General features: G+C 61.0%; 21 protein-coding genes and 1 tRNA gene. 7 read left to right on the forward strand and 15 right to left on the reverse strand.

The window, feature by feature from the left end; all coding sequences use genetic code 11:
- The first annotated feature begins 46 nt into the window (after window positions 1-46).
- Window positions 47-808 (forward strand): sulfite exporter TauE/SafE family protein, encoded by a 762-nt coding sequence (locus Q1A52_RS19975; protein WP_300019338.1) that lies wholly within the window; start codon window positions 47-49, stop codon window positions 806-808.
- Here Q1A52_RS19975 and Q1A52_RS19980 read toward each other — a convergent pair.
- The 4 genes from Q1A52_RS19980 to Q1A52_RS19995 all read right to left on the reverse strand — a co-directional run bounded on the left by Q1A52_RS19980 (window position 792) and on the right by Q1A52_RS19995 (window position 4,278).
- A complete protein-coding gene (locus Q1A52_RS19980; protein ID WP_300019340.1) occupies window positions 792-1,778 on the reverse strand; it encodes an FAD-dependent oxidoreductase in 987 nt (328 codons plus the stop codon). The genes Q1A52_RS19975 and Q1A52_RS19980 overlap by 17 nt on opposite strands.
- Window positions 1,779-1,967: 189 nt before the next feature.
- Window positions 1,968-2,564: a GNAT family N-acetyltransferase gene (locus Q1A52_RS19985; RefSeq protein ID WP_300019342.1), complete on the reverse strand. Its 597-nt coding sequence runs from the start codon at window positions 2,562-2,564 to the stop codon at window positions 1,968-1,970.
- A gap of 80 nt (window positions 2,565-2,644) precedes the next feature.
- Window positions 2,645-3,211: a hypothetical protein gene (locus Q1A52_RS19990; protein WP_300019344.1), complete on the reverse strand. Its 567-nt coding sequence runs from the start codon at window positions 3,209-3,211 to the stop codon at window positions 2,645-2,647.
- Between the two features lie 128 nt (window positions 3,212-3,339).
- Window positions 3,340-4,278 carry a homocysteine S-methyltransferase family protein gene (locus tag Q1A52_RS19995; RefSeq protein WP_300019346.1) on the reverse strand — a complete coding sequence of 313 codons (939 nt, stop codon included), beginning with the start codon at window positions 4,276-4,278 and terminating at the stop codon, window positions 3,340-3,342.
- 121 nt (window positions 4,279-4,399) lie between these two features.
- On the opposite strand from Q1A52_RS19995, the gene Q1A52_RS20000 reads away from it, so the two are divergent.
- Window positions 4,400-6,019 (forward strand): alpha/beta fold hydrolase, encoded by a 1,620-nt coding sequence (locus Q1A52_RS20000; protein ID WP_300019348.1) that lies wholly within the window; start codon window positions 4,400-4,402, stop codon window positions 6,017-6,019.
- A gap of 55 nt (window positions 6,020-6,074) precedes the next feature.
- Here Q1A52_RS20000 and Q1A52_RS20005 read toward each other — a convergent pair whose 3' ends face one another.
- The 6 genes from Q1A52_RS20005 to Q1A52_RS20030 form a co-directional block, all read right to left on the reverse strand.
- Complete coding sequence (locus Q1A52_RS20005; RefSeq protein WP_300019350.1) at window positions 6,075-6,980, reverse strand: HAD hydrolase-like protein; 906 nt, start codon at window positions 6,978-6,980, stop codon at window positions 6,075-6,077.
- Window positions 6,977-7,792, reverse strand: a complete 816-nt coding sequence (phnE, locus tag Q1A52_RS20010) for a phosphonate ABC transporter, permease protein PhnE (protein WP_300019352.1) — start codon at window positions 7,790-7,792, stop codon at window positions 6,977-6,979. Before phnE (Q1A52_RS20010) ends, Q1A52_RS20005 begins: the two co-directional genes overlap by 4 nt.
- Entirely contained in the window at window positions 7,792-8,607 is an 816-nt protein-coding gene (phnE, locus tag Q1A52_RS20015) for a phosphonate ABC transporter, permease protein PhnE (RefSeq protein ID WP_300019354.1), read from the reverse strand. Before phnE (Q1A52_RS20015) ends, phnE (Q1A52_RS20010) begins: the two co-directional genes overlap by 1 nt.
- Window positions 8,604-9,398 carry a phosphonate ABC transporter ATP-binding protein gene (phnC, locus tag Q1A52_RS20020; RefSeq protein WP_300019356.1) on the reverse strand — a complete coding sequence of 265 codons (795 nt, stop codon included), beginning with the start codon at window positions 9,396-9,398 and terminating at the stop codon, window positions 8,604-8,606. The genes phnE (Q1A52_RS20015) and phnC overlap by 4 nt, the downstream gene beginning before the upstream one ends.
- Window positions 9,399-9,463: 65 nt before the next feature.
- Window positions 9,464-10,438, reverse strand: a complete 975-nt coding sequence (gene phnD / locus Q1A52_RS20025; RefSeq protein ID WP_300019358.1) for a phosphate/phosphite/phosphonate ABC transporter substrate-binding protein — start codon at window positions 10,436-10,438, stop codon at window positions 9,464-9,466.
- Window positions 10,435-11,256 (reverse strand): DeoR/GlpR family DNA-binding transcription regulator, encoded by an 822-nt coding sequence (locus tag Q1A52_RS20030; RefSeq protein ID WP_300019360.1) that lies wholly within the window; start codon window positions 11,254-11,256, stop codon window positions 10,435-10,437. Before Q1A52_RS20030 ends, phnD begins: the two co-directional genes overlap by 4 nt.
- Before the next feature lie 200 nt (window positions 11,257-11,456).
- Between Q1A52_RS20030 and Q1A52_RS20035 the strand changes: the two genes are divergently transcribed.
- The 5 genes from Q1A52_RS20035 to Q1A52_RS20055 are packed head-to-tail and all read left to right on the forward strand — an operon-like array spanning window position 11,457 to window position 17,964.
- A complete protein-coding gene (locus Q1A52_RS20035; RefSeq protein WP_300019362.1) occupies window positions 11,457-13,121 on the forward strand; it encodes a Na/Pi cotransporter family protein in 1,665 nt (554 codons plus the stop codon).
- Window positions 13,118-13,585 carry an NUDIX hydrolase gene (locus Q1A52_RS20040; RefSeq protein WP_300019364.1) on the forward strand — a complete coding sequence of 156 codons (468 nt, stop codon included), beginning with the start codon at window positions 13,118-13,120 and terminating at the stop codon, window positions 13,583-13,585. The genes Q1A52_RS20035 and Q1A52_RS20040 overlap by 4 nt, the downstream gene beginning before the upstream one ends.
- A 57-nt stretch (window positions 13,586-13,642) precedes the next feature.
- Window positions 13,643-14,668 carry an ABC transporter substrate-binding protein gene (locus tag Q1A52_RS20045; protein WP_300019366.1) on the forward strand — a complete coding sequence of 342 codons (1,026 nt, stop codon included), beginning with the start codon at window positions 13,643-13,645 and terminating at the stop codon, window positions 14,666-14,668.
- Between the two features lie 15 nt (window positions 14,669-14,683).
- Window positions 14,684-16,891, forward strand: coding sequence for an iron ABC transporter permease (locus Q1A52_RS20050; protein ID WP_300019368.1), 2,208 nt, complete (start codon window positions 14,684-14,686; stop codon window positions 16,889-16,891).
- The gene (locus Q1A52_RS20055; protein ID WP_300019370.1) at window positions 16,888-17,964 is read left to right on the forward strand and encodes an ABC transporter ATP-binding protein; all 1,077 of its coding nucleotides are present in this window, start codon (window positions 16,888-16,890) and stop codon (window positions 17,962-17,964) included. Before Q1A52_RS20050 ends, Q1A52_RS20055 begins: the two co-directional genes overlap by 4 nt.
- Window positions 17,965-18,022: 58 nt before the next feature.
- Here the strand turns inward: Q1A52_RS20055 and Q1A52_RS20060 are convergent, their stop codons facing one another.
- The 5 genes from Q1A52_RS20060 to Q1A52_RS20080 form a co-directional block, all read right to left on the reverse strand.
- A complete protein-coding gene (locus Q1A52_RS20060; protein ID WP_300019372.1) occupies window positions 18,023-18,811 on the reverse strand; it encodes an inositol monophosphatase family protein in 789 nt (262 codons plus the stop codon).
- A 694-nt stretch (window positions 18,812-19,505) separates the two neighbouring features.
- Window positions 19,506-19,595 (reverse strand) — tRNA-Ser (locus Q1A52_RS20065).
- 70 nt (window positions 19,596-19,665) lie between these two features.
- Window positions 19,666-20,385 carry an alanyl-tRNA editing protein gene (locus Q1A52_RS20070; RefSeq protein ID WP_300019374.1) on the reverse strand — a complete coding sequence of 240 codons (720 nt, stop codon included), beginning with the start codon at window positions 20,383-20,385 and terminating at the stop codon, window positions 19,666-19,668.
- Window positions 20,382-22,700 carry a DUF3772 domain-containing protein gene (locus Q1A52_RS20075; RefSeq protein ID WP_300019376.1) on the reverse strand — a complete coding sequence of 773 codons (2,319 nt, stop codon included), beginning with the start codon at window positions 22,698-22,700 and terminating at the stop codon, window positions 20,382-20,384. The genes Q1A52_RS20070 and Q1A52_RS20075 overlap by 4 nt, the downstream gene beginning before the upstream one ends.
- A complete protein-coding gene (locus tag Q1A52_RS20080; protein WP_300019378.1) occupies window positions 22,697-23,734 on the reverse strand; it encodes a cysteine synthase A in 1,038 nt (345 codons plus the stop codon). The genes Q1A52_RS20075 and Q1A52_RS20080 overlap by 4 nt, the downstream gene beginning before the upstream one ends.
- Window positions 23,735-23,781 lie beyond the last annotated feature (47 nt).

The raw sequence follows: 23,781 nt of genomic DNA on the forward strand, positions 1-23,781 counted from the left end.
TACCAGCGATCTATCACAGCGCGCCGGTCAGCGACCGTATCCCAGAATGCTCGCTGATCTGATGCACGCCGGTCTCGGCTGGCCCATTGCAACGGCGACCATCGCGGTCAGTTTTTTCAGCTCCCTGATCACGGCGGCCTTCGGAATCGGCGGTGGTGCTGTCATGCTGGCGGTTCTGGCCACACTGCTGCCTGTGCCCGCCATCATCCCAGTGCATGGGCTTGTCCAACTTGGATCAAATGCTGGCCGTACGATATTGTTTTTCAGGCACATTCACCGAAGCGCCCTGATCCCCTTTCTCATCGGTGCCGTGATCGGCATTGCGCTGGCAAGCAGCGTTGTCGTGCAGCTCGATGCCGGTATCTTGCAGATCACGGTCGGGGCCTTCATCCTGTGGACCGTTTTCCTGCCGATCCCGGCATTGATGCAGCGTTCGTCCGCTGTCACCGGTGCCTTTTCGAGCTTTCTGACCATGTTTGTCGGCGGCACAGGCCCGTTTGTCGCGGCCTTCGTGAAAACGCTGGACCTCGACCGGGTCGCCCATGTCGGCACCCATGCGGTGATGATGACCGCGCAACATCTGCTGAAAACCGTCGCTTTTGGCCTGCTGGGCTTTGCCTTCACGCAATGGGCGGGCTTTATCGCCCTGCTGATCCTTGCCGGGTTTTTGGGCACGATTGTTGGACGTTCGGTCCTCATGCGCATTGACGAGGCCCGTTTCAAACGCATCCTGAACGTGATCCTGACCCTGCTGGCCCTGCGGCTGATCTACGCCGGGGTCGCAGCATTCCTCACCCCGTCAGGGTAATCTCCAGCGCCTCTGCGAGGGAGGAGGCGCTGTCAAACGCCGCCTCGACCTTGCCTGCGCCGCACCAATCTCCCGCAGCGGCGAGCCGGTTGTCCGGATCGATCAGGAACGGCGTAGCTGATGGCGTGGCCACGCTGGCATAGCGCCATCGGTGCAGGCCGATGTAAGCGGCAGTCGATGCTGCAACACCGGTGACCATCTCAACTGTGGCCATCAACTCGGTCCGTATGGCATCCTGATCCCGTTCCAGATTGGCTTGGGCCCAACTGTTGCTGGTCTGTGCCACGATGCAGTACTGGGCGGGACGCCCGGGTTTCGAGGTGTTCACGGCAATCCAGGCCAGCGGATCTTGCCCCACCCACGCGGCATCCCAGTCGAGCATCTGTGGCGTGTCAAACCCCAGCATCAGGCTATAACACCCCTGCATCACCGCGGCTTCAAGTGACGGGTGACCGGCGAACGCGGGCGGCATCAGGCGGGCAGTCTGCGGGGATGGTGCCGTGCTGATCACCCAATCGAACCGGCCCAGATCGGTCTCTTCCGCGTCCAGCATCTGCCATTGATCGCCGGACCGGACCAGCCGGTCCACCTGAACGGCGCGGTGCACAGTCAGCTCGGCCGCCATGGCTTTTGCCAGGCCTGTCATCCCGGGTGTCGCAACATAGCGCGGCGCGGTCCAGTGCGGCGGTGCGTCTTTGCCTGCCAGCTGTGCGAGGCGTGGCGCCCACGGCTGCACCGTGCCGTTTTCTAGATAAGGGCGCAGAAAGGCCTCGAAATCCGCACCGCGCGCGGTGAAGTACTGCGCCCCATGGTCGAACGCGAATCCATCCTTCGGACGTGTGGACATGCGCCCCCCCAGCCCGCGTGACTTCTCAAAGACGGTTACCTGCATAAAGGGCGTCAACCGCTGTGCAAGACGCAAGCCGCTGAGGCCCGCGCCGATGATCGCAACACTGGGTTTTCCGCTCATATCGATCCCTGGTATTCTTGGTTGCTCATCCACTTAGCGCGGCTTTCCGCAAACGCCATCGGTTTTGGAACGCGCGCGAAATGTCTTGCCCGAGCACAGGCAGAACGAACCGTTTTCACCCTGATTCCAGCGCGGTGAACGGCAGGCCGGACTGTCTTAACCCGCCCTGCCGCCCGGTGCGTGACGTGCCTACCGCAGTTTCTTGATCATCAGCACCCAGAACCCGTCAGGATCATCCGGCTCAGGCTGGGCAAAGGCGGCACGGCTCACCTCTGCATAGCCCAGATGTTCGTAGAGCTTCATGGCCGGATTCACCGCATCAACGATGATGCTCATCCGGCTGTGCCCCTGTTTCTTCGCGCGCGTCTCTACCCCCGCCATGAGGGCAGACGCCCCCCCCAGCCCGCGCGCGTCTGGATAGGTGGCGAGGATGTTCACGTACCAGCTTGGCGCCGCCTGCTCTTCCAGCTCGATCAGGGGGTGGAAGATCTCGGGCACGCCGGACGTATCCATGGGCCCGCTTTGTTCGATGGCGTAGGAGATGATGGCAGAGATGACCGCGCCTGCCCGCAGGGCCACATCCGCATTGCGGTAGGAAAATCCACCCGTGGATTGCCCGGCGCGGCGGCGGCCGACGTCCAATGCCGTCTCATCCCCCTCCCGCAGGTCTTCCCAGGTGATCTCCGCGAGACCCTTGCTGGCCAGAACGGCGAAATTGGCCAGATGATCCGCGTCGTCCGGCTGGGCTGCGCGAAAGGCCAGACCTTCAGTGTGATGCATTGTCATGAAGTGTTCCTTTTGAAAAAGGGCCGTGCCCTACCTCCCGCCCACTGGGACGCGCGATAGGGACGGCAAGTGTTGAAAAATCAGTCTTCGAAGAACCGGTATTGGGCGGCGTAGTCATCCTCGGGAATGACAAGGCGCGTCTGCACCCCCATATGCGTGTTGAAACCCAGAAGCGTTTGCTCCATCACCTCGCCCGCACCATCAAAGGCACCAGTTGCGCCGGTGATGGGACGGATATTTGCAACGCCAACATCTGCAAGTTCGGTGCCTTGGGTGATGATCACATCGCCGGAGGTGAACTGCAGGATCTGGCGGCTAACAAGCCAGACGCCTGTCGTGGCATCGCCCCCCTGACCCACGAACCAGCCGTCACAGGTCCAGGTGCCCAGGACAAGCTCGGGGAAGGCCGGACTGCCATCCGCGAGGACTCCGTCCATGCCGTCTTTCAGCGTGCCGGCAGGATAGATGTAGCCCTGGGTCACAAAGGGATTGCCATGGGCGGGCATGCCGCTTTCGTGCACCGGTGCGGGGGCAAAAGCAAACCGGGTGTGATCCTCCGCCACGTCGAAACGGGTGATCGGCTCTGCCGCCATCGCGGCCCATGGCGTTGCCAGGGCCAACGCCGCGCCCAGAAAAATAGATTTCATCATCGTCTTATCCAATCGTTAAACAAAAGTGAGAGGGTGCAGCGGGGGAAATGCACCCCGCTGCCTGGTATCTCCGGCGCGGTTCTCTCAATCCCGCGCCGGTGTTCGTGCAATATTAGTGATGTGGTTCAGGCGACCTGCGGCGCATGCACCGCGTGGCAAATGCTGCTCACGTGGCGCAAGTCGGTCCCGCAGCAGCCGCCAAAGACGTTCAACCGCGGCAGATAGCGTCGCAGGTCGGCATAGAGGCTGCCCAATTCCTGCGGATCGCCGTCGTCCAGCTCCTCGCAGGCGTCAAGCTCGGCGTGCGACATGCGCGACGCATTGGCCCGCAGCCCGCAAATCCGATTGGTCCAGCTGCCGTCCCCCAGCACATCGCGGAAGTGATCCGGATGCGCACAGTTGATCATGTAGTAAGCCGGGCGCACCTCGCTTTGCGCGTCCGTCTCTGCAATGGCCTCGGACAGATGTTGCCCGGTGGGCAGCTTGCCATCCGTCTCAACGGTAAAGCTGACGACGCAGGGAATGCCCGCCTTGGCCGCTGCATTCGCCACGCCGATGGCCTCGGGCGTGTTTGTCATCGTGATGGCGGACGCCAGATCGGCCCCACTGCGGCTCAACACATCCACCTGAAACTGATGGTAGGCACGCGCCTCCACGACTGACATCACGGTTGCCGGATCATAACCGTCACCGCGCGGCCCGACGACACCGTTGATCAGCACATCCGCGTTTTGCGCCCGCTGTGCGCGCAGCGCTGCGGCAAAGGACACCGCCTGCGCATTGATCTCTTCCAACGCCACAAGATCGTGGCCCATGCGCGCGGCCCAATCCGGGTTGGCCCGCCAGGTGCAGGTGTCAAGCACGAAGCCGGTGCCCTGCTCGGCCGCCAGATCCAGAAAGCCGGTGAAATACTCGGTCATCGCCGTGCTACCCTTGACGTCGTTCAACAACGAAAAGGACGCAAAATACGGCAGATCGAACCCTTGCTGAAAGAGCAGCCAGGTCTCAAGCCCAGCATCCGTCAAAAAAGGACGGGTGTTTTCGTGGGGCAATTGCTTTGTCATCGTAATCTCCAAAAATCATAAACGAACGTGCCCTTCTCCTGCCCCACCGTGTGAGTGAGCGTGGTAGTGAGCGTTTAATTTTTCTAGAAACCCCGTGTTAATTGAGGCACAAGCCGGATTTATGAACCCTTCGCTGCGCATATCGCTGCTGGGCGAGCTGTCGGTCACCCGAAATGGCACGCCCGTCTCCCTGCCTGCCTCGCGCAAGGCGCGGGCGGTGTTGGGCTATCTGGTCGCCACGGCGCGCCCTGTCCGGCGGGAACGGTTGTGCGAGCTGTTCTGGGATCTGCCCGATGATCCGCGCGGCTCGCTCCGCTGGGCGCTGAGCAGATTGCGCGCTGTCGTGGATGACGCGGCAACCGCGCGTATCATCGCGGACCGCGAGCGCGTGGCCTTTGCAGCAGAGACCGCGGCAGTGGACCTGCTGGGCATACGGGCGCGCTTACTGGACGATCCGCCGTTTATCCCGCCGCCGGAGTTGCGTGTGATGGCCGGTCAGTTGGCGCTGCCGTTCCTGGATGGGCTGGACCATACGGGGGACGCGGATTTCGACAACTGGTTGTTGTCGGAACGCGAGGATGTGCATCTGCTGCGTCTGAACGTGCTGCGCAGGCTGGCGCTGCACCCGGAGATCGACCGGGTGGAAGCGGTGAAATGGGCGCGCCACTGGAAGGAACAGACGCCGTTACAGGAGGAAGCCGCGCGCAACCTCATCTACGCGCTGGCGCACACCGGGCGGGAGCAGGAAGCGCGCCACTGCGAGGCGGATTTCCTCGCGGCTGCCAAGGACGCCGGGCTCCAGGTCTCGGGCCCACTGATGCCGGACGTCACCGAGGCCCTGGACGATGGCACCCTGCACACCCGCCCGGATGAAACCATACAGAGGCGTATGCTGCGCAAGCAGCAGATCGGATTCTGCCGGGCAAGCGATGGCGTCCGGATTGCCCACGCCAGCATTGGCGAGGGCCCGCCGCTGGTCAAGGCCGCCAACTGGCTCAACCATCTGGAACTTGATTGCAACAGCCCGATCTGGGGCCCGACTTTCGACGCCTGCGCGACCGGTCGGCGGTTTATCCGCTATGACGAACGCGGCAACGGCCTGTCGGACTGGGACGTGCCCGACATCACTTTCGACGCCTTCGTGAAGGACCTGGAAACCGTTGTGGATGCGCTGGGGCTGGAACGCTTCCCGCTGCTGGGCATTTCGCAGGGGTGTGCGGTGAGCATCGCCTATGCCGCACGCCACCCTGAACGTGTCTCGGGCCTGATCCTCGTGGCGGGCTATCCAACCGGGTGGCGCATCGGTGCAAGCCCGGAGGAGCAGGCGCGGCGTGAAGCGGTGCTGACCCTGACCCGCCACGGCTGGGGCACCGCCAACCCGGCCTACCGCCACATCTTCTCCCAGACCTTCATGCCGGATGCCAAGCCGGAAGATCTGGCCTGGTTCGATGAATTCCAGCGTCTGACCGTCTCGCCTGAAAACGCCGTGCGGTTCCAGGAAGCTTTCGGAACAATCGACGTGCGCGATAACTTGTCCAAGGTCAAGGCGCCGACCATCGTGTTCCATGCGCGCGAGGATCAGCGGATCTCCATTGAACAGGGTCGTGAACTGGCCATTGGCATAGAGCATGCGGAATTCGTGCCGCTAGACAGCAAGAACCACATTCTGCTGGGATACGAACCCGCGTGGCATGACTGCGTCGCGCAAACCAAGGGTTTCCTGCGCAAGCACGGGATTTAGTGTCGCGTTTTGGATCTCGTCGCGTGAAATCTGAATGCACGACACGATGGGCTGGCTACGGGCGCCTTGCGATGTAATCAGGCACGATACCCGACCGGGTGATCGCCGCCGACACCTTTTCGTTGGCGAAAAATCCGAAATCCGAAATGAGCACAGATGCGATGCCCGCCGTGTGCGCACCAAGGATATCGGTGTGCAAGCTGTCTCCAACCATGACGATACGGGATGGGTCCATAGGCGGCAGGGCCGCGAAGGCAAGATCATAAATATCCGCGAAAGGTTTTCCGAAAAATCGCGGTACAACGCCGGTTTTTTCGGCCAGACGGTGTGCGAAAAATCCCGGCTCCGTGGTGAACCCGTGCTCCCTCGGTGCGATGATATCCGGGTTGGCGATCACCACGGGACGGGCACGGCGGGTCAGGGCCGCTTCAAGCAGGTCTTGCCGCTTTTCGGTCCATTCCCCACTGCCGATCAGCAAAAATCCCTCGGCCCTGTCGTAAGGCGCCGGATCATCCCCAAGAAAATCCGACCGCATGGCACCAAAATCCTCCAGCGACGCGGCAGACAGGCTCATGATGCCCCAAAGCCTGTCCGGCATCTCCGTCAGTCCCGCAATTGTCGCCATCCTGCTGGTGACCAGATCCTCCGGCGCAAAGCCATATCCAAGCATCTTGTATTTACGCAGCAGAACTTCCCGCGGCACGCTGGCGGCATTGGAGACCACCAGCACGCGCTTACCGGCTGCCTGCAGATCACGCACACGTTCAGGTGTGCCCGCGATGGTCGTTTCGCCGATGTTCAGCACCCCAAAGGCGTCGAGCAGAAAGACATCAAAATCGTCCGTGATGTCTGCCAATGTGTCAATCCGGCGCGGCGCGGACCTGACTTCAGCGGCTTTCGGCAGTCGGGCGCGCACGGCTTCATAGGCATCAAACGCCTCCGAAGCACTCAGGGTCTTCATATGATGGCGCCGCGGACTTTGGCCGAGACCCATTCGCTGATCACCACCGCAACAAGGATCACGATGAGGATCAGGCTGACCTGCGGCCAGGCAAGCACGTTCAGAGAGGCCGAAAGTTGCAGGCCGATCCCCCCCGCGCCCACCAGTCCCAGCACGGTGGACTCGCGGATATTGATGTCCCAGCGAAAGACCGCGATGCCGGCAAAGGCGGGCAGGATTTGCGGCACGATGCCGTAGGCCATCACCTGCCAGCGCGACGCGCCCGTGGCGGTGATCGCTTCGACCTGTGTCTGGTCGATTTCCTCTATGGCCTCATAAAGCAGCTTGGCACAGAATCCGATGGAACGGATCGCAATGGCAACAACGCCCGCAAAGACGCCCGGGCCGATGATGGCGATCAGCAAGAGCGCCCAGATCAGTGAGTTGATCGAGCGGGTGGAGACGATGATGAGCAGCGCGATGGGCCGAATGAAGAGCGCAGAGGGTGTCGTGTTCCGCGCTGCCAGGAAGGCGACGGGCACAGCGAGACACAGCGAGATCAGCGTGCCAAGCGTGGCAATGTTCAGCGTGTCCCAGATCGGGCGGCCCAACTGGGTGATGTATTCCCATCTCGGCGGGGTCGCGCGGGTCCAGATGTCATTGGCGATGCGCGGCGCATCCCAGACGAAAAACCATGTGGTCGACGCCGAGATGATCTGCCAGCAGTAAACAAAGACCGCGACCCCGAGCAGCCACCCGAACCAGCGTTGAAGGCTCTCGCGTCCGGTACGACGACGCCAGACCTGCGTCCCGTTTTGATCAAGCACCGGCATTACTGTACCCTCGCCCGGATGATGCCCGAGAGGTATTCAAGCGCCATCACAACGCCGATGATCAGGAGCAGGATTGCCGCCGCCGTGTCGTATTCATAGCGGTCAAAGGCGGTGTTCAGCGTGGCCCCAATCCCCCCTGCCCCGACGAGTCCCAGAATGGCGCTTTCGCGGAAGTTGATGTCGATCCGGTAGATAGACAGCCCCACCAGACGCGGCATGACCTGTGGCTGCACGCCGTAGTTGATCCATTGTGTCCAGCGCGCGCCGGATGCCTTGATCGCTTCGGCCTGCACCCGGTCCATGGCTTCGATGTCCTCTGCCAGCAGTTTCGACAGGAATCCGATGGTGGCAAAGGAGAGTGTCAGGAAACCGGCCAGCGGCCCGAAGCCGAAAATCGCCACCAGCAGGATCGCGACGATGATTTCCTGCAGCGCCCGGCTGATGGCGACGATGCCCCGGCACACGACGTAGACAGGCAGCGGCGCGATGTTGCGCGCAGCACCGAGACCGATGGGGATCGAGATCGCGATGCCCACAACAGAGGCCGCGACCGTCATCACGATGCTCTCGAATAGCCCCTCCCAGATATCGCTGGCCCGCGACGTGAAATCCGGGCTGGTGAAGGCGAGAACGAAAGCGGCCCCGCGGTCCAGCCCCTCATAAACGCGGCCCCAATCGACCTCGATAGTCAGCACCGCAGCGATCATATACACCACGAAACCCGCGATCAGCCCCCAGCGCAGCGCCGGTGTCTTGATGAAATGTGGTTTGCGCCAGGCTGTGCCCAGCTTGTCCTCGAGACGCATCTCGCTCATTCCGCCGCCTCTATGTCATCACTGTCGTCGACCTTCTCGATGGTCGCTTCCCAGTCTTCTTCGCCGTAGATTTCAGTGAGTTTTTCAGGCGTCAACCCATTGGGTGGCCCGTCAAAGACGATCTCGCCGAACCGCAGGCCCACAACACGTGGTACAAACATCTGCGCCAGTGCCACGTCATGAATGTTGATGATGGCCGCCAGCCCGCGCTCGCGGCAAAGCTCGGTGATCAGCCGCATGATCTGACGGCTGGTCTTGGGGTCGAGCGAGGCGGTAGGTTCATCCACCAGCAACAGTTTCGGGTTCTGGATCAGCGCGCGGCAGATGCCCACCCGCTGACGCTGACCGCCCGACAGCTCATCGGCGCGCTTGTCCGCCATGTGCAAAAGCCCCACGCGGTCCAACAGGCGAAACGCCTCGTCGACATCGGACTGCGGGTACTTGCGCAGGAAAGACCGCCAGAACCCGACAAAGCCAAGACGTCCGGAGAGCACGTTTTCCATCACGGTCAACCGTTCCACCAGTGCGTATTCCTGAAAGATCATGCCCATTTCGCGCCGGGCCTTGCGCAAGGCACCTGACCCCAAACGCGCCAGATCGACACCGTCCAGCAGAACCTCGCCGCTCGACGGTTCCACCAGCCGGTTGATGCAACGGATCATCGTGGACTTGCCCGCGCCCGAGGGCCCGATCAGCGCCAGCACCTGGCCTTTCGGCACCTCAAGATCGATGGCTTTCAGCGCCTGATCGCCGGTCTTGTAGGTTTTTGTGAGTTTTTTTAGCTGCAGCATGCCCCGCCCCTGACAAAGGACTGCAGGCCCGAACACGCGGGCCTGCAAGATGTTGTGGTTGATTTTTATTGGCAGGCGTAGGAAACGCCGTTGGCCGCATCAATCTTGCGGATCACGTCCCAGAATTCCTGATAGGTCATTTCCAGAAACTGGCCCTCGTTCGACTTGGAGAACTCCGCCTCCAGCGAGGTGCCTTCCCATTCAAAGCTGAAGAAGGCATTGCGGATCTTTTCCTGCAATTCTGGGGCCAGATTGTAGACCGTGCCAAAGCCCGTGGTCGGGAAGGTCTGTGATTTGTAGATGGTGATCACGTCATCCTCGCTGATCACATCCCGGCTGATCATCCGTGATTTGACCGAATTGGCGATGGAGGCGGCAAGATAATCCTTGTTGGCCACACCGAGGATCGAATTGTCGTGCTTGCCCGAATAGACCGGTTCGAAGTCCCGCTCCGGCAGCAGATCGAAATCACTTTTCAGGATCGCTGAGGGTGCCTTGAAGCCGGAATTTGAGGTTGGCGAGGTGAAAGCCAACTGCTTGCCCTTGATGTCTTCGACCTTTTCAACGCCAGAGCCCGGATAGGTGATGATCTCCATCTCGTAGCCGAAATTGCCGTCTTTGGAGGCCATGATGGTAAAGGGCCGGAAGCCCGCGCAGTTGACGGCCAGCGGGTTCGACCCGGTGTTGAAGCCCGCGATATGTAAGCGGCCGGACCGCATTGCCTCGATCTGGGCAGCGTTGTTCTGGACCGGGAAGAAGACCACGTCCTTGCCGGTTTCCGCTTCGAGATGCTCCAGGAAATCGGACCACGCGGTCTTGTAAACCGCCGGGTCTTCGACCGGGGTGTAGGCAAAGATCAACGTATCGGGATCAAGCTGCTGGGCCGCATCCGTCGGGATGTCTGCAATCAGGTCCCCATCGACGTCGCAAAAGCGTTCATCCAGATCCCCGCGCGGGCAATCCTGTGCGGATGCGGTTGAGCCAATCGACATAAAGGCGATCGCAGAAGCGCTCAGCAGCAATTTGATATTGAGTTTCATGTATTTTCCTCCCTTGGTTTCATTTGTTCTGAGTGTGTGCGGGTCGGCACCCGGTCCGCAACACGAATATCGATACCTGCGGCATCAAGTGCCGCAAGCAGTTTCTTCTGGGGACGAGCGTCCACAAAAATGGTATCCAACCCATCCAGTCCTGCAACACGTACAAGCCCTTTTTGTCCGAATTTTTCGGACCCGACCAAAAGCTGACGCAGCCCTGCACGCCGCAGCATTTCCCGCTTGATTGCGGCAAAGCCATGTACGGTTTCAGACACACCTTCTGCTGAAAATCCCGACGTGCCGATCATGCAGCGGTCGACCGTATAGTTGCGCAGGAACTCCAGTGTCTCGGTGCCGATCACCGCGCTTTCAGACGGCTGGTATTCTCCGGGACAGAGCATCACATTGGCCGCGCCGTGCCCGAGGGTCATGGCAACGGGCAGTGAATTGGTGATGATCGAGCAGGACACATCGCGATAGGCCAACGCCTTTGCCAGTTCAATGGTGGTCGAACCGGAATCGATCATGAGCGTTTCGCCGTCGTGCACTTCCGCAGCGGCCAGATGCGCGATGCGTTCACGCTCCGCAGTCCGTTCCACGGTGCGCTCGTCAAGGCTCGGGTAGTGCCCGCGCGACGGCGCGGAGGCGCCACCATGTGCCCGGTGAATGAGGCCGTCCTGCGCCAGCGCATCCAGGTCGCGGCGCAGGGTTTCTGCGGACGCATTGAAGCGGCGTGCAAGCTCGCTGATCCGCACGTGTGGACGCAGCTTTAGTTCCAGCAGGATCTGCGCACGACGTTCAGATTTTTTCAGTTTACCCACGTTCCCGCCTTGCTCTGCCGGTACCATTCGACATCTGCCGCCCCCACTTCAAGAAACAAGATTGAGGTGTTTAGGCTTCCTTTGCAATTATTTTGTTGCTTATCCCACAAACTACTGCTCAAAATTGAGGTCTTACCAACGCAGTAGGAGACCCTCGGACCGATTTTGCCTCATAAATCCCGAAATACGCGCGGTGCGACATGATTACGCTGGCGGTTCATCTGGCAGCAGCGGTCGCACTTTTGTTGTGGTCCGTCCGACTGATACGAACCGGCGTAGAGCGTGCTTTCCTGCCACAACTCAAGCGCAGATTGAAAACCCTGTCGGGTAATCCGGCGTCCTCTGCATCCGGTGGCGTTCTTGCCGCCATGCTGATGCAAAGCGCGACGGCGGTCGCCCTGATTGGCGCCGGGTTCACGGTGTCGGGCATTCTGGCACCGCAAACGGCCCTTGCGCTGCTGCTGGGTGCCGACCTCGGGTCTGCCCTGATGGCACAGGTTCTGTTCATGCCGGTTCAGGGTGTCATCCCCTTTGTCCTGCTGACCGGGATCGTCATCTTCTTTAAGGCGAGTAACCGCAAGGCAAAGCAGATCGGGCGCATCATTCTTGGTCTGGCGCTAGTTCTGATGTCGCTGGAGATGATCCGCACCGCCACCGCGCCGGTTGCTGAAAACGAGATCGTCCGGGCCATCGGCAGCTATTTCGAAGCGGACCTGCTGAGCGCTTACATCATCGGCGCGCTGCTCGCCTGGATCATGCATTCCAGTCTGGTTGCCGTGCTCACCTACGCCACCTTCGCAGCGGCAGGGGTGATCGCCGGACCGGTCGCAGGGGCCATGGTGATCGGCGCCAATCTGGGCGGCGCGATGATCCCCTTTGTCCTGCTATGGAGCGGCGAACGGCCGGCGAGACTGGTCGTTCTGGGCAACTTGCTGGCGCGGGGCGTGGTGACAGTGCTGTTCCTTGTCCTGTTGATCAGTGGTCTGCTGGACATGCAGGTTCTGGCCTCTGCCCCCGGCCAACAAGCTGTCATACTGCATATCGGCTTGAATGCCGCGCTGCTCGTGCTGGCGCTGCCGCTGGTTGGCCCGCTGATAAGGCTGACCGAAAAAGCACTGCCCAGACATCCACAGACCGTACGAGACAGCGTCTCCGCCCTGGATCAGGCTGCGCTGGATCACGCACCGCTTGCGCTGGCCTGCGCGCAACGGGAGCTGCTGCGCATGGCGGAAACGGTTCACGCGACATTGGTGCCGGTCATGCGGCTGTTTCGCGCTTGGGACCCGGATCTTGCCCGCGTGATCGCGCGACGGGAGGATGACATCGACCGCATGCATTTTGAGGTCAAGATCTATGTCTCGCGTCTGCGCGAGACAGAGCTGACCGACATCGAGGAAAAAAAGACACTTGAGACGGTCGCCATGGCCAACAGTCTTGAGGAGGCCGCCGACAGGATCGCCGTCAATCTCTTGGCCCTTGCCCAGAAAATGCGGGACGGTGCGCTTGCCTTTTCCGACGAGGGCTTTTCCGATCTGCAGGATTTCCACGACCAGGTGGTCTCCAACGGCCAGCTTGCCCTGCGCGTGCTGACCACGGGGGACGCCGAGGCGGCGCGTCAACTGGTGGCCGAAAAGGACCGTATCCGCATCGAGGAACAGCGGCTGCAGGAGCGGCACCTCAGACGCCTGCAACAAGGCCCCTCCGCCAGCTTTGACACCACGAACATTCACCAGGAAACGCTGCGCCTGCTGAAACAGATCAACGCGGCGCTATCCTACGTGGCCTATCCGATTGCTCAGGAAACCGGTGATCTGCTGGACAGCCGCCTTGCGCATCCCGCGCGCATCGGAGGGGGGTCCGCATGAGCAAGAGCGCATCAGACGCCCGGCAAATTGCCGCCCTACCCCTGCGGCGGGACAAGACCGGCAAGCTGCGCGTGCTCATGGTGACGTCTCGCGATACCCGCCGCTGGGTGATGCCCAAGGGATGGTTGATGGATGGTAAGAAACCCTGGCACGCGGCTGAAATCGAAGCGCTGGAAGAGGCAGGCGCCGTCGGTTTCATCTCGCATCAGCCGATTGGCACCTATCGCTACAAAAAGCGCCTCGGCGCGGGCCGTTCCGTCACCTGTCGGGTGACTGTCTATCCGATGATTGTCGAGAAACTGAAGAAACGATGGAAGGAACGGGACGAAAGGAAACGCCATTGGTTTTCGCCGCGCAAAGCGGCGACTCTGGTCGAGGAAGAGGAGCTTTCGGACATTCTGAAGGACCTGGCCAGACGACCGGATCAAATGACGATCCTGCAGGAATTGAGCGAAGCCTCGTGAAGGGGCGCTTAAAGGCGCCGTGAAAATCGGCCGAACTGAACCTAGGGAGGAAGTAACATGAAAAAAGTGACAACCACATTGGCAGGGTCCCTGCTGGCGCTGAGCGCCTCCATGACCGCGGCACAGGCCGACAAGCTGACGTTTTATTGCAGCGCGCAGGAGGATTGGTGCCAGCTGATGGCGCGCAGTTTCGAGGAAGCCACGGGGATTGATGTCAATATGACGCGCAAGTCGTCGGGCGAGACCTTTGCCCAGATCCGCGCGGAATCGTCCAACCCGAAAGGCGATGTCTGGTGGGGCGGCACCGGCGATCCGCATCTGCAGGCCGCCGAGGAAGGTCTGACGATGGAGTACGTCTCGCCGATGCGCGACCAACTGCACGACTGGGCGATCAGCCAGGCGGAAAGTGCGGGCAACCGAACCATCGGTATTTACTCAGGGGCGCTCGGGTACGGGTACAACACCGACCTTCTGGCCGCCAACAATCTGCCAGAACCCGCCTGCTGGAAAGACCTGCTGAAGCCGGAATACAAAGGCCATGTTCAGATGGCGAACCCGAATTCTTCGGGCACCGCCTACACAACGCTGGCCTCGATGGTGCAGATCTTTGGCGAGGACGAAGGATTTGACTTCATGAAGGGCCTGCATGCCAATGTGAACCAATACACCAAATCGGGTTCGGCCCCGATCAAGGCGGCGGGCCGTGGCGAGAACACCATCGGCATCGTCTTCATGCATGACGCAGTGAAACAGGCGGTCTCGGGCTTTCCGGTGAAGGTCGTGGCTCCCTGCGAAGGCACCGGCTACGAGATCGGGTCGATGTCGATCATCGACGGGGCGCGCAACGAGGAAGAAGCCAAGAAGTTCTATGACTGGGCGCTGAGCACAGACGCGCAGAACCTCGCCCTGCAGGTGAACGCCTTCCAGGTGCCGTCCAACAAGGGGGCCGAAACCTCCGAAAGCGCGCCGGACATGAGCACGATCAAGCTCATCGACTATGACTTCAAGAAGTACGGCTCGTCGGATGAACGCAAGCGCCTGCTGCAGAAGTGGGATGAGGACGTCTCGGTCCTTCCGCAATAATCCTTGGCCCGGCCCTTGGATAAAAAAGCGGCCCCGCCGGTTTTGATCTTCTGGATCATCGCCGGCTGGGTCGGCTACTGCCTTCTGCCATGGTACATGCTGGAGGATGGCTTCCTGTCCTTTGACTGGCTGGTGGACGGCTATCCGTTCGAGGAGGACTACGCCCCTGCCCTCTTTCTGATCGGACAGGGTGAGAAGCTCTGGCTGGCGCCCCTTCTGGCGGCTTTGACCCTGCCGCTCTTTGCCCTGCGCCGCGCGAAATCAGATCCGCTATACGCCGGCCTGCTCATCCTTTCGGGCGCATTGGGGTTCGGCTGGCTGATCGCGCAAGGCTTCGGCATCGGCATCCGGGGCTTCAATTTCAACTGGCTCGAAACCATGTTCGGTGACCTTGGGGACCGGCAGTTCGGCATGGGCTATGGCGGCATGATCACCGCCTCTGCCTTTCTCTTTCTGCTCACCCAAGGCATCGCGGCGCGGGGCGCCATCAACGGCGATGTCTTTGTCGTCAGCGCCATCGGCGGGGTCATCGCCATTGTCACCGCCTTTGTGTTCTTTCCCATCGCCAAGATGCTGTTTGCGGCCTTCGTCACTGATGACGGAGCCTATTCGCTCTCGGTCTTCGCGGCCAAGTTCTTTGACGACCGGCTCTGGGGTCTGGGCTGTCTGGCCGGGGCCAGATGCGGCGCCGCGTGGAACTCTCTGTTTCTGGCGATACTGGTAGGGCTCATCACCACCGTTCTGGGCCTGTGTTTCGCGCTGGTCGTGACACGGTCCGGCTTTCGCTACAAACGCGCCATCCGCGCGTTGACCGTGCTGCCGATCATCACGCCGCCTTTCGTGATCGGGCTGGCACTCATTCTGCTTTTCGGGCTCTCCGGCACCGTCACTGTTTTCGTCTCTGATCTCTTCGGCACCCAGCCGACGCGCTGGCTCTACGGGATGCCGGGCGTGCTGATCGCGCAGACGCTGGCTTTCACGCCCATTGCCTTTCTGGTGCTGATCGGTGTGGTCGAAGGCGTCTCCCCCTCCATGGAAGAAGCTGCCCAGACCCTGCGCGCCAACCGCTGGCAGACCTTCCGCACCGTCTCCCTGCCGCTGATGCGGCCCGGTCTGGCCAATGCGTTTCTGTTAGGGTTTATCGAAAGCATGGCCGATTTTGGCAACCCGCTGGTACTGGGGGGCAATTTCGACGTGCTCTCAACCGAGATCTTCTTTGCAATCGTCGGTGCGCAATACGATCAGGGGCGTGCGGCGGTGCTGGCCATGGTCCTGCTCTTTTTCACCCTCTCCGCCTTTTATGCGCAGCGCGCCTGGCTGGGCAAAAAGAGCTATACCACCGTGTCGGGCAAGGGCGATGCCGGGGTGCATCCGCTGATGCCCAACGGTCTGGCGATCCCGGTGATGGGGGTTGCCCTCGGCTGGGCGCTCTTCACCGCCGTCGTCTACGCAATGATCATCTACGGCAGCGTGGTGGAGCTTTGGGGCGTCAATAATTCGCTGACCTTCAAACACTACGTAACTGCGTTTTCGGTGCGGTTCGAAGCAGAGGGCATTCGCTGGACCGGGGCCGCCTGGGACAGTTTCTGGACCACGATCACCATCGCCGCCATCGCCGCCCCGCTGACGGCCGCCGTCGGGCTGGTCACCGCCTACCTGCTGACCCGTCAGAGTTTCGCCGGCAAGAACGCATTCGAGTTCGGCACCATGCTCAGCTTTGCCATCCCCGGTACCGTGATCGGCGTCAGCTACATCCTTGCCTTCAACGTGCCTCCCATCGAAATTACCGGCACAGGGGTCATCCTGGTGATCAGCTTTATCTTCCGCAACATGCCCGTGGGCGTGCGCGCAGGCATTGCCAGCATGAGCCAGCTCGACAAGTCACTGGACGAATCCTCCCTGACCCTGGGCGCGAATTCCTGGCAGACCTTCCGCCGGGTGATCCTGCCGCTGCTGCGCCCCGCGATCCTTGCCGCACTGGTCTACAGCTTTGTCCGCGCGATGACGGCCATCTCGGCGGTGATCTTTCTGGTCTCGGCGGAGTACGACATGGCCACCAGCTACATCATCGGGCGGGTGGAGAATAACGACTACGGTCTGGCCATCGCCTATTCCACCACCCTGATCTTCGTCATGCTGACGGCGGTCGGGCTTTTGCAATTCCTCGTTGGGCGCGTCCAGATCGGGCGGCGCACGAGTTTCGGCGCAGGGAGATCGTCATGAGCGACACCGTAATTTCCAGCAAGGCCGCGCCCGTCCGGTTCGAAGGCGTCTCCAAGGTCTTCGGCAAGGATGTCATCGCGGTGGACAACATCGACCTGCATGTGCAGGCTGGCAGGCTGGTTACGTTGCTGGGCCCGTCGGGCTGCGGCAAGACAACGACCCTGCGGATGATTGCCGGACTTGAGATGGCAAGTTCGGGGCGCATCCTGATCGGCGACCGGGATGTCACGAAACTGCCCGCAACGGATCGGGACGTGTCGATGGTCTTCCAGTCCTACGCGCTTTTTCCCCATATGAGCGTTCTGGAAAACGTAATGTACGGGCTGACGTTTTCCGGTTTTGCCAAGGAAGAAGCCCGCAATCGTGCGCTGACAGGGCTGGAGCTTGTGGGGCTGAAAGGCTTCGATACCCGCCTGCCCTCCGAGCTCTCCGGCGGGCAGCAGCAGCGGGTTGCCGTTGCGCGGGCGTTGGTGCTGGAACCGCAGGTGCTGCTCTTTGACGAGCCCCTGTCCAATCTCGATGCCAAGCTGCGCCGCCAGGTGCGCGAAGACATCCGCGCCATCCAGCAGGACCTCGGGTTGACCGTCGTCTATGTGACCCACGATCAGGAAGAGGCGCTGGCCGTCTCGGACGAGATCGTCGTGATGCGCAATGCGGCCATTGCCCAGATCGGCACACCCCGCGCGCTCTACGATGCGCCCAATGACCGTTTCGTTGCAGACTTCATCGGCGAGGCCAACCTGATCGCGTGCGAGATCGTGTCGGTGGCGGGCGAGCTGGCGACCATCGAGATAGAAAACTATCAACACACTCTCCCGGCCCGTGGACTGCCTCCCGGCCCGGCGACGCTCGCAGTCCGCCCCTCCCGCATCCTCACAGGCGGAGCGACAGGCGTCGAAGCAACCGTCGACAAGGCGACCTATGTCGGGGTGCGGATGGAATACACGCTGACCGGGGCCTTCGGGCAGGTTTTTGCCGTGGAGGACAACGTGGATACGCCGTTCGAGATCGGAACCACTCTGCGCATGAGCTTCGCTGAAAAGGGGCCGGTCCTGCTGCCGAACGCGCCGTAGCGGCGTGTTTCCCGGCGCTGTCGACTGTCAGAAAATGGCATGTTTGTCCGCCCGGATTTCAGGCATCCCAGGCTGAGGTCGCGATGCCCTTGAGGGTGTCGAAAACATCCGGCGTCCCAGTGATCACGCGCCCACCGCCGCGGATCATATCGTCGGCATTCTGTGCCTCAACGACACCACCCGCCTCCGCAATCATCAACTGGCCAGCAAGACAATCCCACGCGTTCATGTGTTCTTCCAGATAGCCCAGTAGCCGCCCCGAAGCCACATAGGCCAACGACAGCGCGCCACTGCCATTGCGATGAAACATCGCCCCCTGAGCGATCAGGGCCCCCACCACGGGCACGATGCTTTCCGCAGTCACCCGGTTTGAATAGCCAACGGCCACGGTCCCGTTTTCCAGCGCTGTGCCGGTCGCGACATGCATCGGCGCGCCATTCAGCGTCGCTCCGCCGCCGCGCACCGCCGAAAAAGTCTCGTTGGTGATCGGATCGTGGATGACGCCCACCTGTGTCTTGCCGTCCGACACACCTGCCAACACGACGGTCCAGTTCGGGATGCCGTTGACGAAATTGGTGGTGCCATCGATGGGATCAATCACCCAGTCAAAGCCGCTTTGACCGGCCGTGTCGCCATGCTCCTCCCCAAAGATACCATCTTCGGGCCAACCCGCGGCTATCTGCTCTCGAATGAACACTTCGACATTGCGGTCCGCATCGCTGACCCAGTCTTGCGCACCCTTCTGGTCCACATTTAGCTGGTCGCGGTTCTCAAAGTACTCCCGGGCTTTCCGGCCCGCGGATTGGCAAAGATCAATGGCAAAGGCGGATTTTGTGGTCAAACTCATGTTTTGAAACTTGCACGCTCTCCTGTCCGGATCAAGGCTCAGTCATATCCATCATCCCAAGTCGATATCGGGATGATAAACGCGATGGCCGTATCGGTTTCGGGGGTCGCCGCGCAGCATCCCGCGAGAATGCGGGGCAGAGGCATAAGAAATCCGCGTACAGGGTTGCCTCAAAACGGCAAAACCCGTCACAGTCATAGATCCATTTTGTGAAGAGCTTTGAAAAACCGACAACATCACAACTTGAATTTGCAAGATCAGCCACATTGCCCATCACATTGAAAGCCACTGGAGATTGGCGCGCCTCCTCGCAAATACACCGATGCGGATTTTCAACTTCTGGCATTTGAGAACCACGATAATGAACGCGACTGAAAGTCAATGATCTCCTGCCCGGCAAGGGCAAGCCCAACCTCTCGGTTATTGGTTTAAAGTCGATGGCTATATGGGTTGTCTTAAACAGCTTCTGCGCCGCAGCACCCGCATCTGTAGCAGATAATTCTAACCAGATATGATTGGCCTTGGTAATCGTATATGCAATCCAGACTCCGGCTGAAACTGACAGTTAAAAACGCCAGTGCACTATCGGGCATTAAGTGCAATCTAATGGATGTGAGCTACTCAATAATCGCCTTCTTTTAGTGAAGAAAGCGATATCGAGCGAAACCACGAACGACCCGTGAATATTGAATTGTGGCGGAGCGACAGGGATTCGAACCCTGGAGACGGTCTCCCGCCTACACACTTTCCAGGCGTGCGCCTTCGACCACTCGGCCACCGCTCCGTCCGCGCGGTGTAACGCGGTAGCCCCGCGCATTGCAAGAGCCAAAATCGCCTTTCCGCGCGCCCGTGCCCTAACTGTCCAGATGCAGGTAAATGCGGCGGTTCCTGCGGCCTTTTTTCTCCATTTTGCCAAGCCGGACCGCGCCGATCTCACCCAATCGCGCCACATGTGTGCCCCCGCAGGGCTGCAAATCAAGAGGAGAGGCCGCATCCCCGATGCGGATCAGGCGAATGTGCCCTGCCCCGCGCGGCGGTTTCACCGACATCGTTTTCACCAGCTCCGGCTGCGCGTCGAGCTCTGCGTCGGTGATCCAGCTCTCGCTGACCTGCGCGTCCGATGCGATCATGTCGGTCAAGTGTGCCTGTAGCGCGTCTTTGTCCTCGGGCAGCTCGGGCATGTCGAAGTCCAGCCGCCCGTGCTGCGCGCTGATAGCACCACCGGTGACGCCAAAAGGAATGGCGACCGACAGCAGATGCAGCGCCGTATGCACGCGCATGTGACGGTAGCGGCGCTCCCAGTCGAGCACCTGCTCAACCTCCGTCCCCAGCTCCGGCAATGCCTGCGCATCTGCGGGCACCAGCGCGATGGCGTCACCGTCACCTTTCACGGTGGTGGCGACTTCCAAACGTTCACCTGACCATTTCAAATGCCCGCTGTCGCCGGGCTGGCCACCGCCCGTCGGATAATAAATTGTACGCTCCAGCACGATGCCGCCTTCATCGGTATGTGCCACGACCTTCGCATGCGCTTCCTGCAGATAAGGGTCTTCGCGAAAGAGCATGTGGGTCATGACGATGTATCCTTGAGCACCTCGGGATTGCGCAGCCAGAGGTCGCGCTGCGCAAAGGGCACCTCGATCTCCTCTTCGGCAAACCGTTCCGCAATGGCGTGGTTCACGTCGTTCTTGACCTTCAGGATCCAGTTCACATCCCGCAGGATCATGCGCATTTCAAACTCCAGCGAATCCGCCCCGAAGTTGTTGAAAAGGATCATCGGCGGCGGGTTCTGCAACACCATGGGCTGGGCTTCGGCGATGTCTGTCAGGATGCCTTCGACCCGCCGCGTGTCCGTTCCGTAGGCCACGCCGATGTTGACGATCAAGCGGCCCACCTTGTTGCCGCGGGTGAAGTTGGTAACGGTGCCGGAGACGAGATCAGCGTTGGGCACGATCACATCCGTGCGGTCGAAGGTCTCGATCCGGGTGGAGCGTACGGAGATGTCGCGCACGTATCCCATCTGCCCACCAACCTCGATCCAGTCGCCTTCGGAAATCGGCCGTTCGATGAGCAGGATGATCCCTGAGACGAAATTTGACACGATGGTCTGCAGGCCGAACCCGATGCCGACGGATAGGGCACCGGCAACGATGGCGAGCGACGACAGATCGATCCCCGCGCCGGTGATGGCCAGCACCGCGGCCAGAAAGATACCGACATATCCAAGGCCCGACACAATCGCGTTTTGCCCGCCGATGTCCATCCGGGTCTTGGGCAGGACGTTGACCCGCAGGGTGCTCTGCACCAGCCGGGTCACCGAATAGCCCACGATGAAGATGATCGCGAAGGTCAGGAAATCGCCGGGCGAGATGCGGGTGTCGCCGATGGCAAAGCCGCGGCTGAAGATGGCCCAGACCTCGGTAAGGTCTGCCACCCGCGCGCCCCAGGCCAGGGCGAGGAGCGGAATGGCGCAGAGCACCAGCGCAAAGCCCACCAGCACGGGCACGAGCGCGTCGCGCGCCTTGTCCTCATCGCCCGTAATCAGGCCGTAAAGGTCGGCCGAAAACCGTTGCAACGTCAGTACGAAGCCGAGGATCAACAGGCTGACCAGTGTCGGATAGAGCAGTGCATTGCCAGCTTCGGCATATCCGATGGCCGCCATGATCGGCGAGATGATCGACACCACGACCAGCGCCGTTCCGGCCACACGCACCACCCGTGCGAGCCCCAATCCTCTAGGCACCTCCTCGCTGTCAGGATCGCTTTCCACGTAGAAACTGCGCAGGATCAGCCCCACGGGGGCCATCACCAGCGCAATCAGCACGACAATCGGGAAGGCCAGAACCGCATCGGTTGCCGGGTCCACGTCATCAAAACCGACAAAAAGCTCCACCACCGCGCGCGAGACAAAGAACAGCGAGAGCACCAGCATGTAGAACCGCGCCGCCGATCTCTTGGTGTCCGGCAGCGGGATCAGCGCGTCTTCGGGGATACGGGCAAACAACCGTTCGGCCAGCCAGCGAAAGCCCAGCAGCACGAAGCCGAAGGCTGGCAGCGCTTCGAGTATCTGATCGGTGCGGGTCCCGGCAAGGCCGGTCAGACGCAGCGCATGGGTCAGGATCAACAGCCCCGTCAGCGGCAGGAAAATTCGCAACAGCGACACAAGGAAACGCCAGACACCGGAGCCGCGCCCGCCCCAGCGCCGCAGGTAGGTCAGCCCCATACCGGCCCAGGCACGCCCCCGGATGATCAGCGCCAGCGCAATGGCCATGAGGAACAGCACAAGCGGCAGATTTTCCGCCATCTTCTTTCGGCGATCCGGGTCACTGAGGGTTTCGACCTCCTGCCCGATGGCCAGCAAAATGCCCCCAAGATCTTCAAAGGCCGTGGGCCAATGCGCCGGGTTCAGCGGAGATGGACCCAATGCCAGCAGCCGCCGCGCCTGCCGTTCCCGGATGATCGTGTCGATTTCCCGGATCAGTCCATCGGCACGCCGGAACGCTTCTTCCGAGACGCGTACCGGGGCCAGCAGGGTTTCAAGCTGGGTTTCCAACTGCGTGCGCCGCGCCGCGATATCCTCGGGCTCAGAGCCACTTTCCGGCACCGGCCCAAGCGCCTCGATCTGCGTGCGCAGCGTCGCAATCCGCTCTCCGTTGATCTTGGTGCCCGCGGTGAAATCTGCCCGATACTCCGCGATCTCGGCCCGCAAACGTTCAAAACGTTCGTTGCTGGCTTCATCCCGCTCAATGGCTTCTTCAGCCAGCGTGGCGACGCTGTTCCATGCCTCGATGTTTGGTCCGCTGCCCGGTTCCTGTGCACTCCCGGGATCGCCCCAGAGCGTCAGGAGCACGAGGCTCAGCGCCAAAAGGCTGTGGGTCAGCGCCCTCATACGTCTTCGAAAACACCGGGAATGCTGGCCGGTGCTTGATCCAGCCAGCCAGGAATAGGCAACCCTTTTTCACGCAGGAACTCGGGATTGAAGAGCTTGGACTGATACCGGGTGCCATAATCGCAAAGGATCGTCACAATCGTATGCCCCGGCCCCATGTCCCGCGCCATGCGCATGGCCCCGGCGATATTGACGCCGGAGGAGCCGCCCAGGCACAGCCCCTCGTGCTGCAGCAGATCAAAGACGATGGGCAGGGCCTCGCTGTCGTGGATGTTGTAGCTGAAATCGGGCGTGAAGCCTTCAAGGTTCTTGGTGATGCGGATCTGCCCGATCCCTTCGTTGATTGATGACCCTTCGGACATCACCAGCTCGCCCTTGGTGTAATAGTTGTAAAGCGAGGCCCCGTCCGGATCGGCGAGACCGATTTTCACGCCCTTTGGCTTCAGCGCCTCCGAGACGCCCGCCAGCGTGCCGCCAGACCCCACGGCACAGATGAATCCATCAACCTTGCCGCCCGTCTGCTCCCAGATCTCCGGCCCGGTGGTTTCGATATGCGCCTGCCGGTTGGCAACGTTGTCGAACTGATTGGCCCAGATCACCCCTTCATTCGTGTTCCGTGCCATCTCGACGGCCAGCCGTTCGGAATAGCGCACAAAATTGTTAGGGTTGCGGTAGGGCGCAGCCGGCACTTGCACCAGTTCCGCACCGGCCAGCCGCAGCATGTCTTTTTTCTCCTGACTCTGCGTTTCGGGGATGACGATCACGGTCTTGAACCCCATGGAAGCACCCACCAGCGCCAACCCGATGCCGGTGTTGCCCGCAGTACCTTCAACAATCGTGCCACCGGGGCGCAACAGCCCTTTTTCCACCGCATCCTTGATGATGAAGAGCGCCGCGCGATCCTTGACCGACTGCCCGGGGTTCATGAACTCCGCCTTGCCGAGGATTTCGCAACCAGTAGCCTCGCTTGCCTGCTTGAGGCGGATCAGCGGGGTGTTTCCAACGGCCGCAGCCAGATCGCTTGCAACATGCATCGGGTCGGTTCCTTTGATATATGTTCTCAACACCTAGCCGCGCACCG

Source organism: uncultured Roseobacter sp. (assembly GCF_947488185.1).
Lineage (GTDB): Bacteria > Pseudomonadota > Alphaproteobacteria > Rhodobacterales > Rhodobacteraceae > Roseobacter.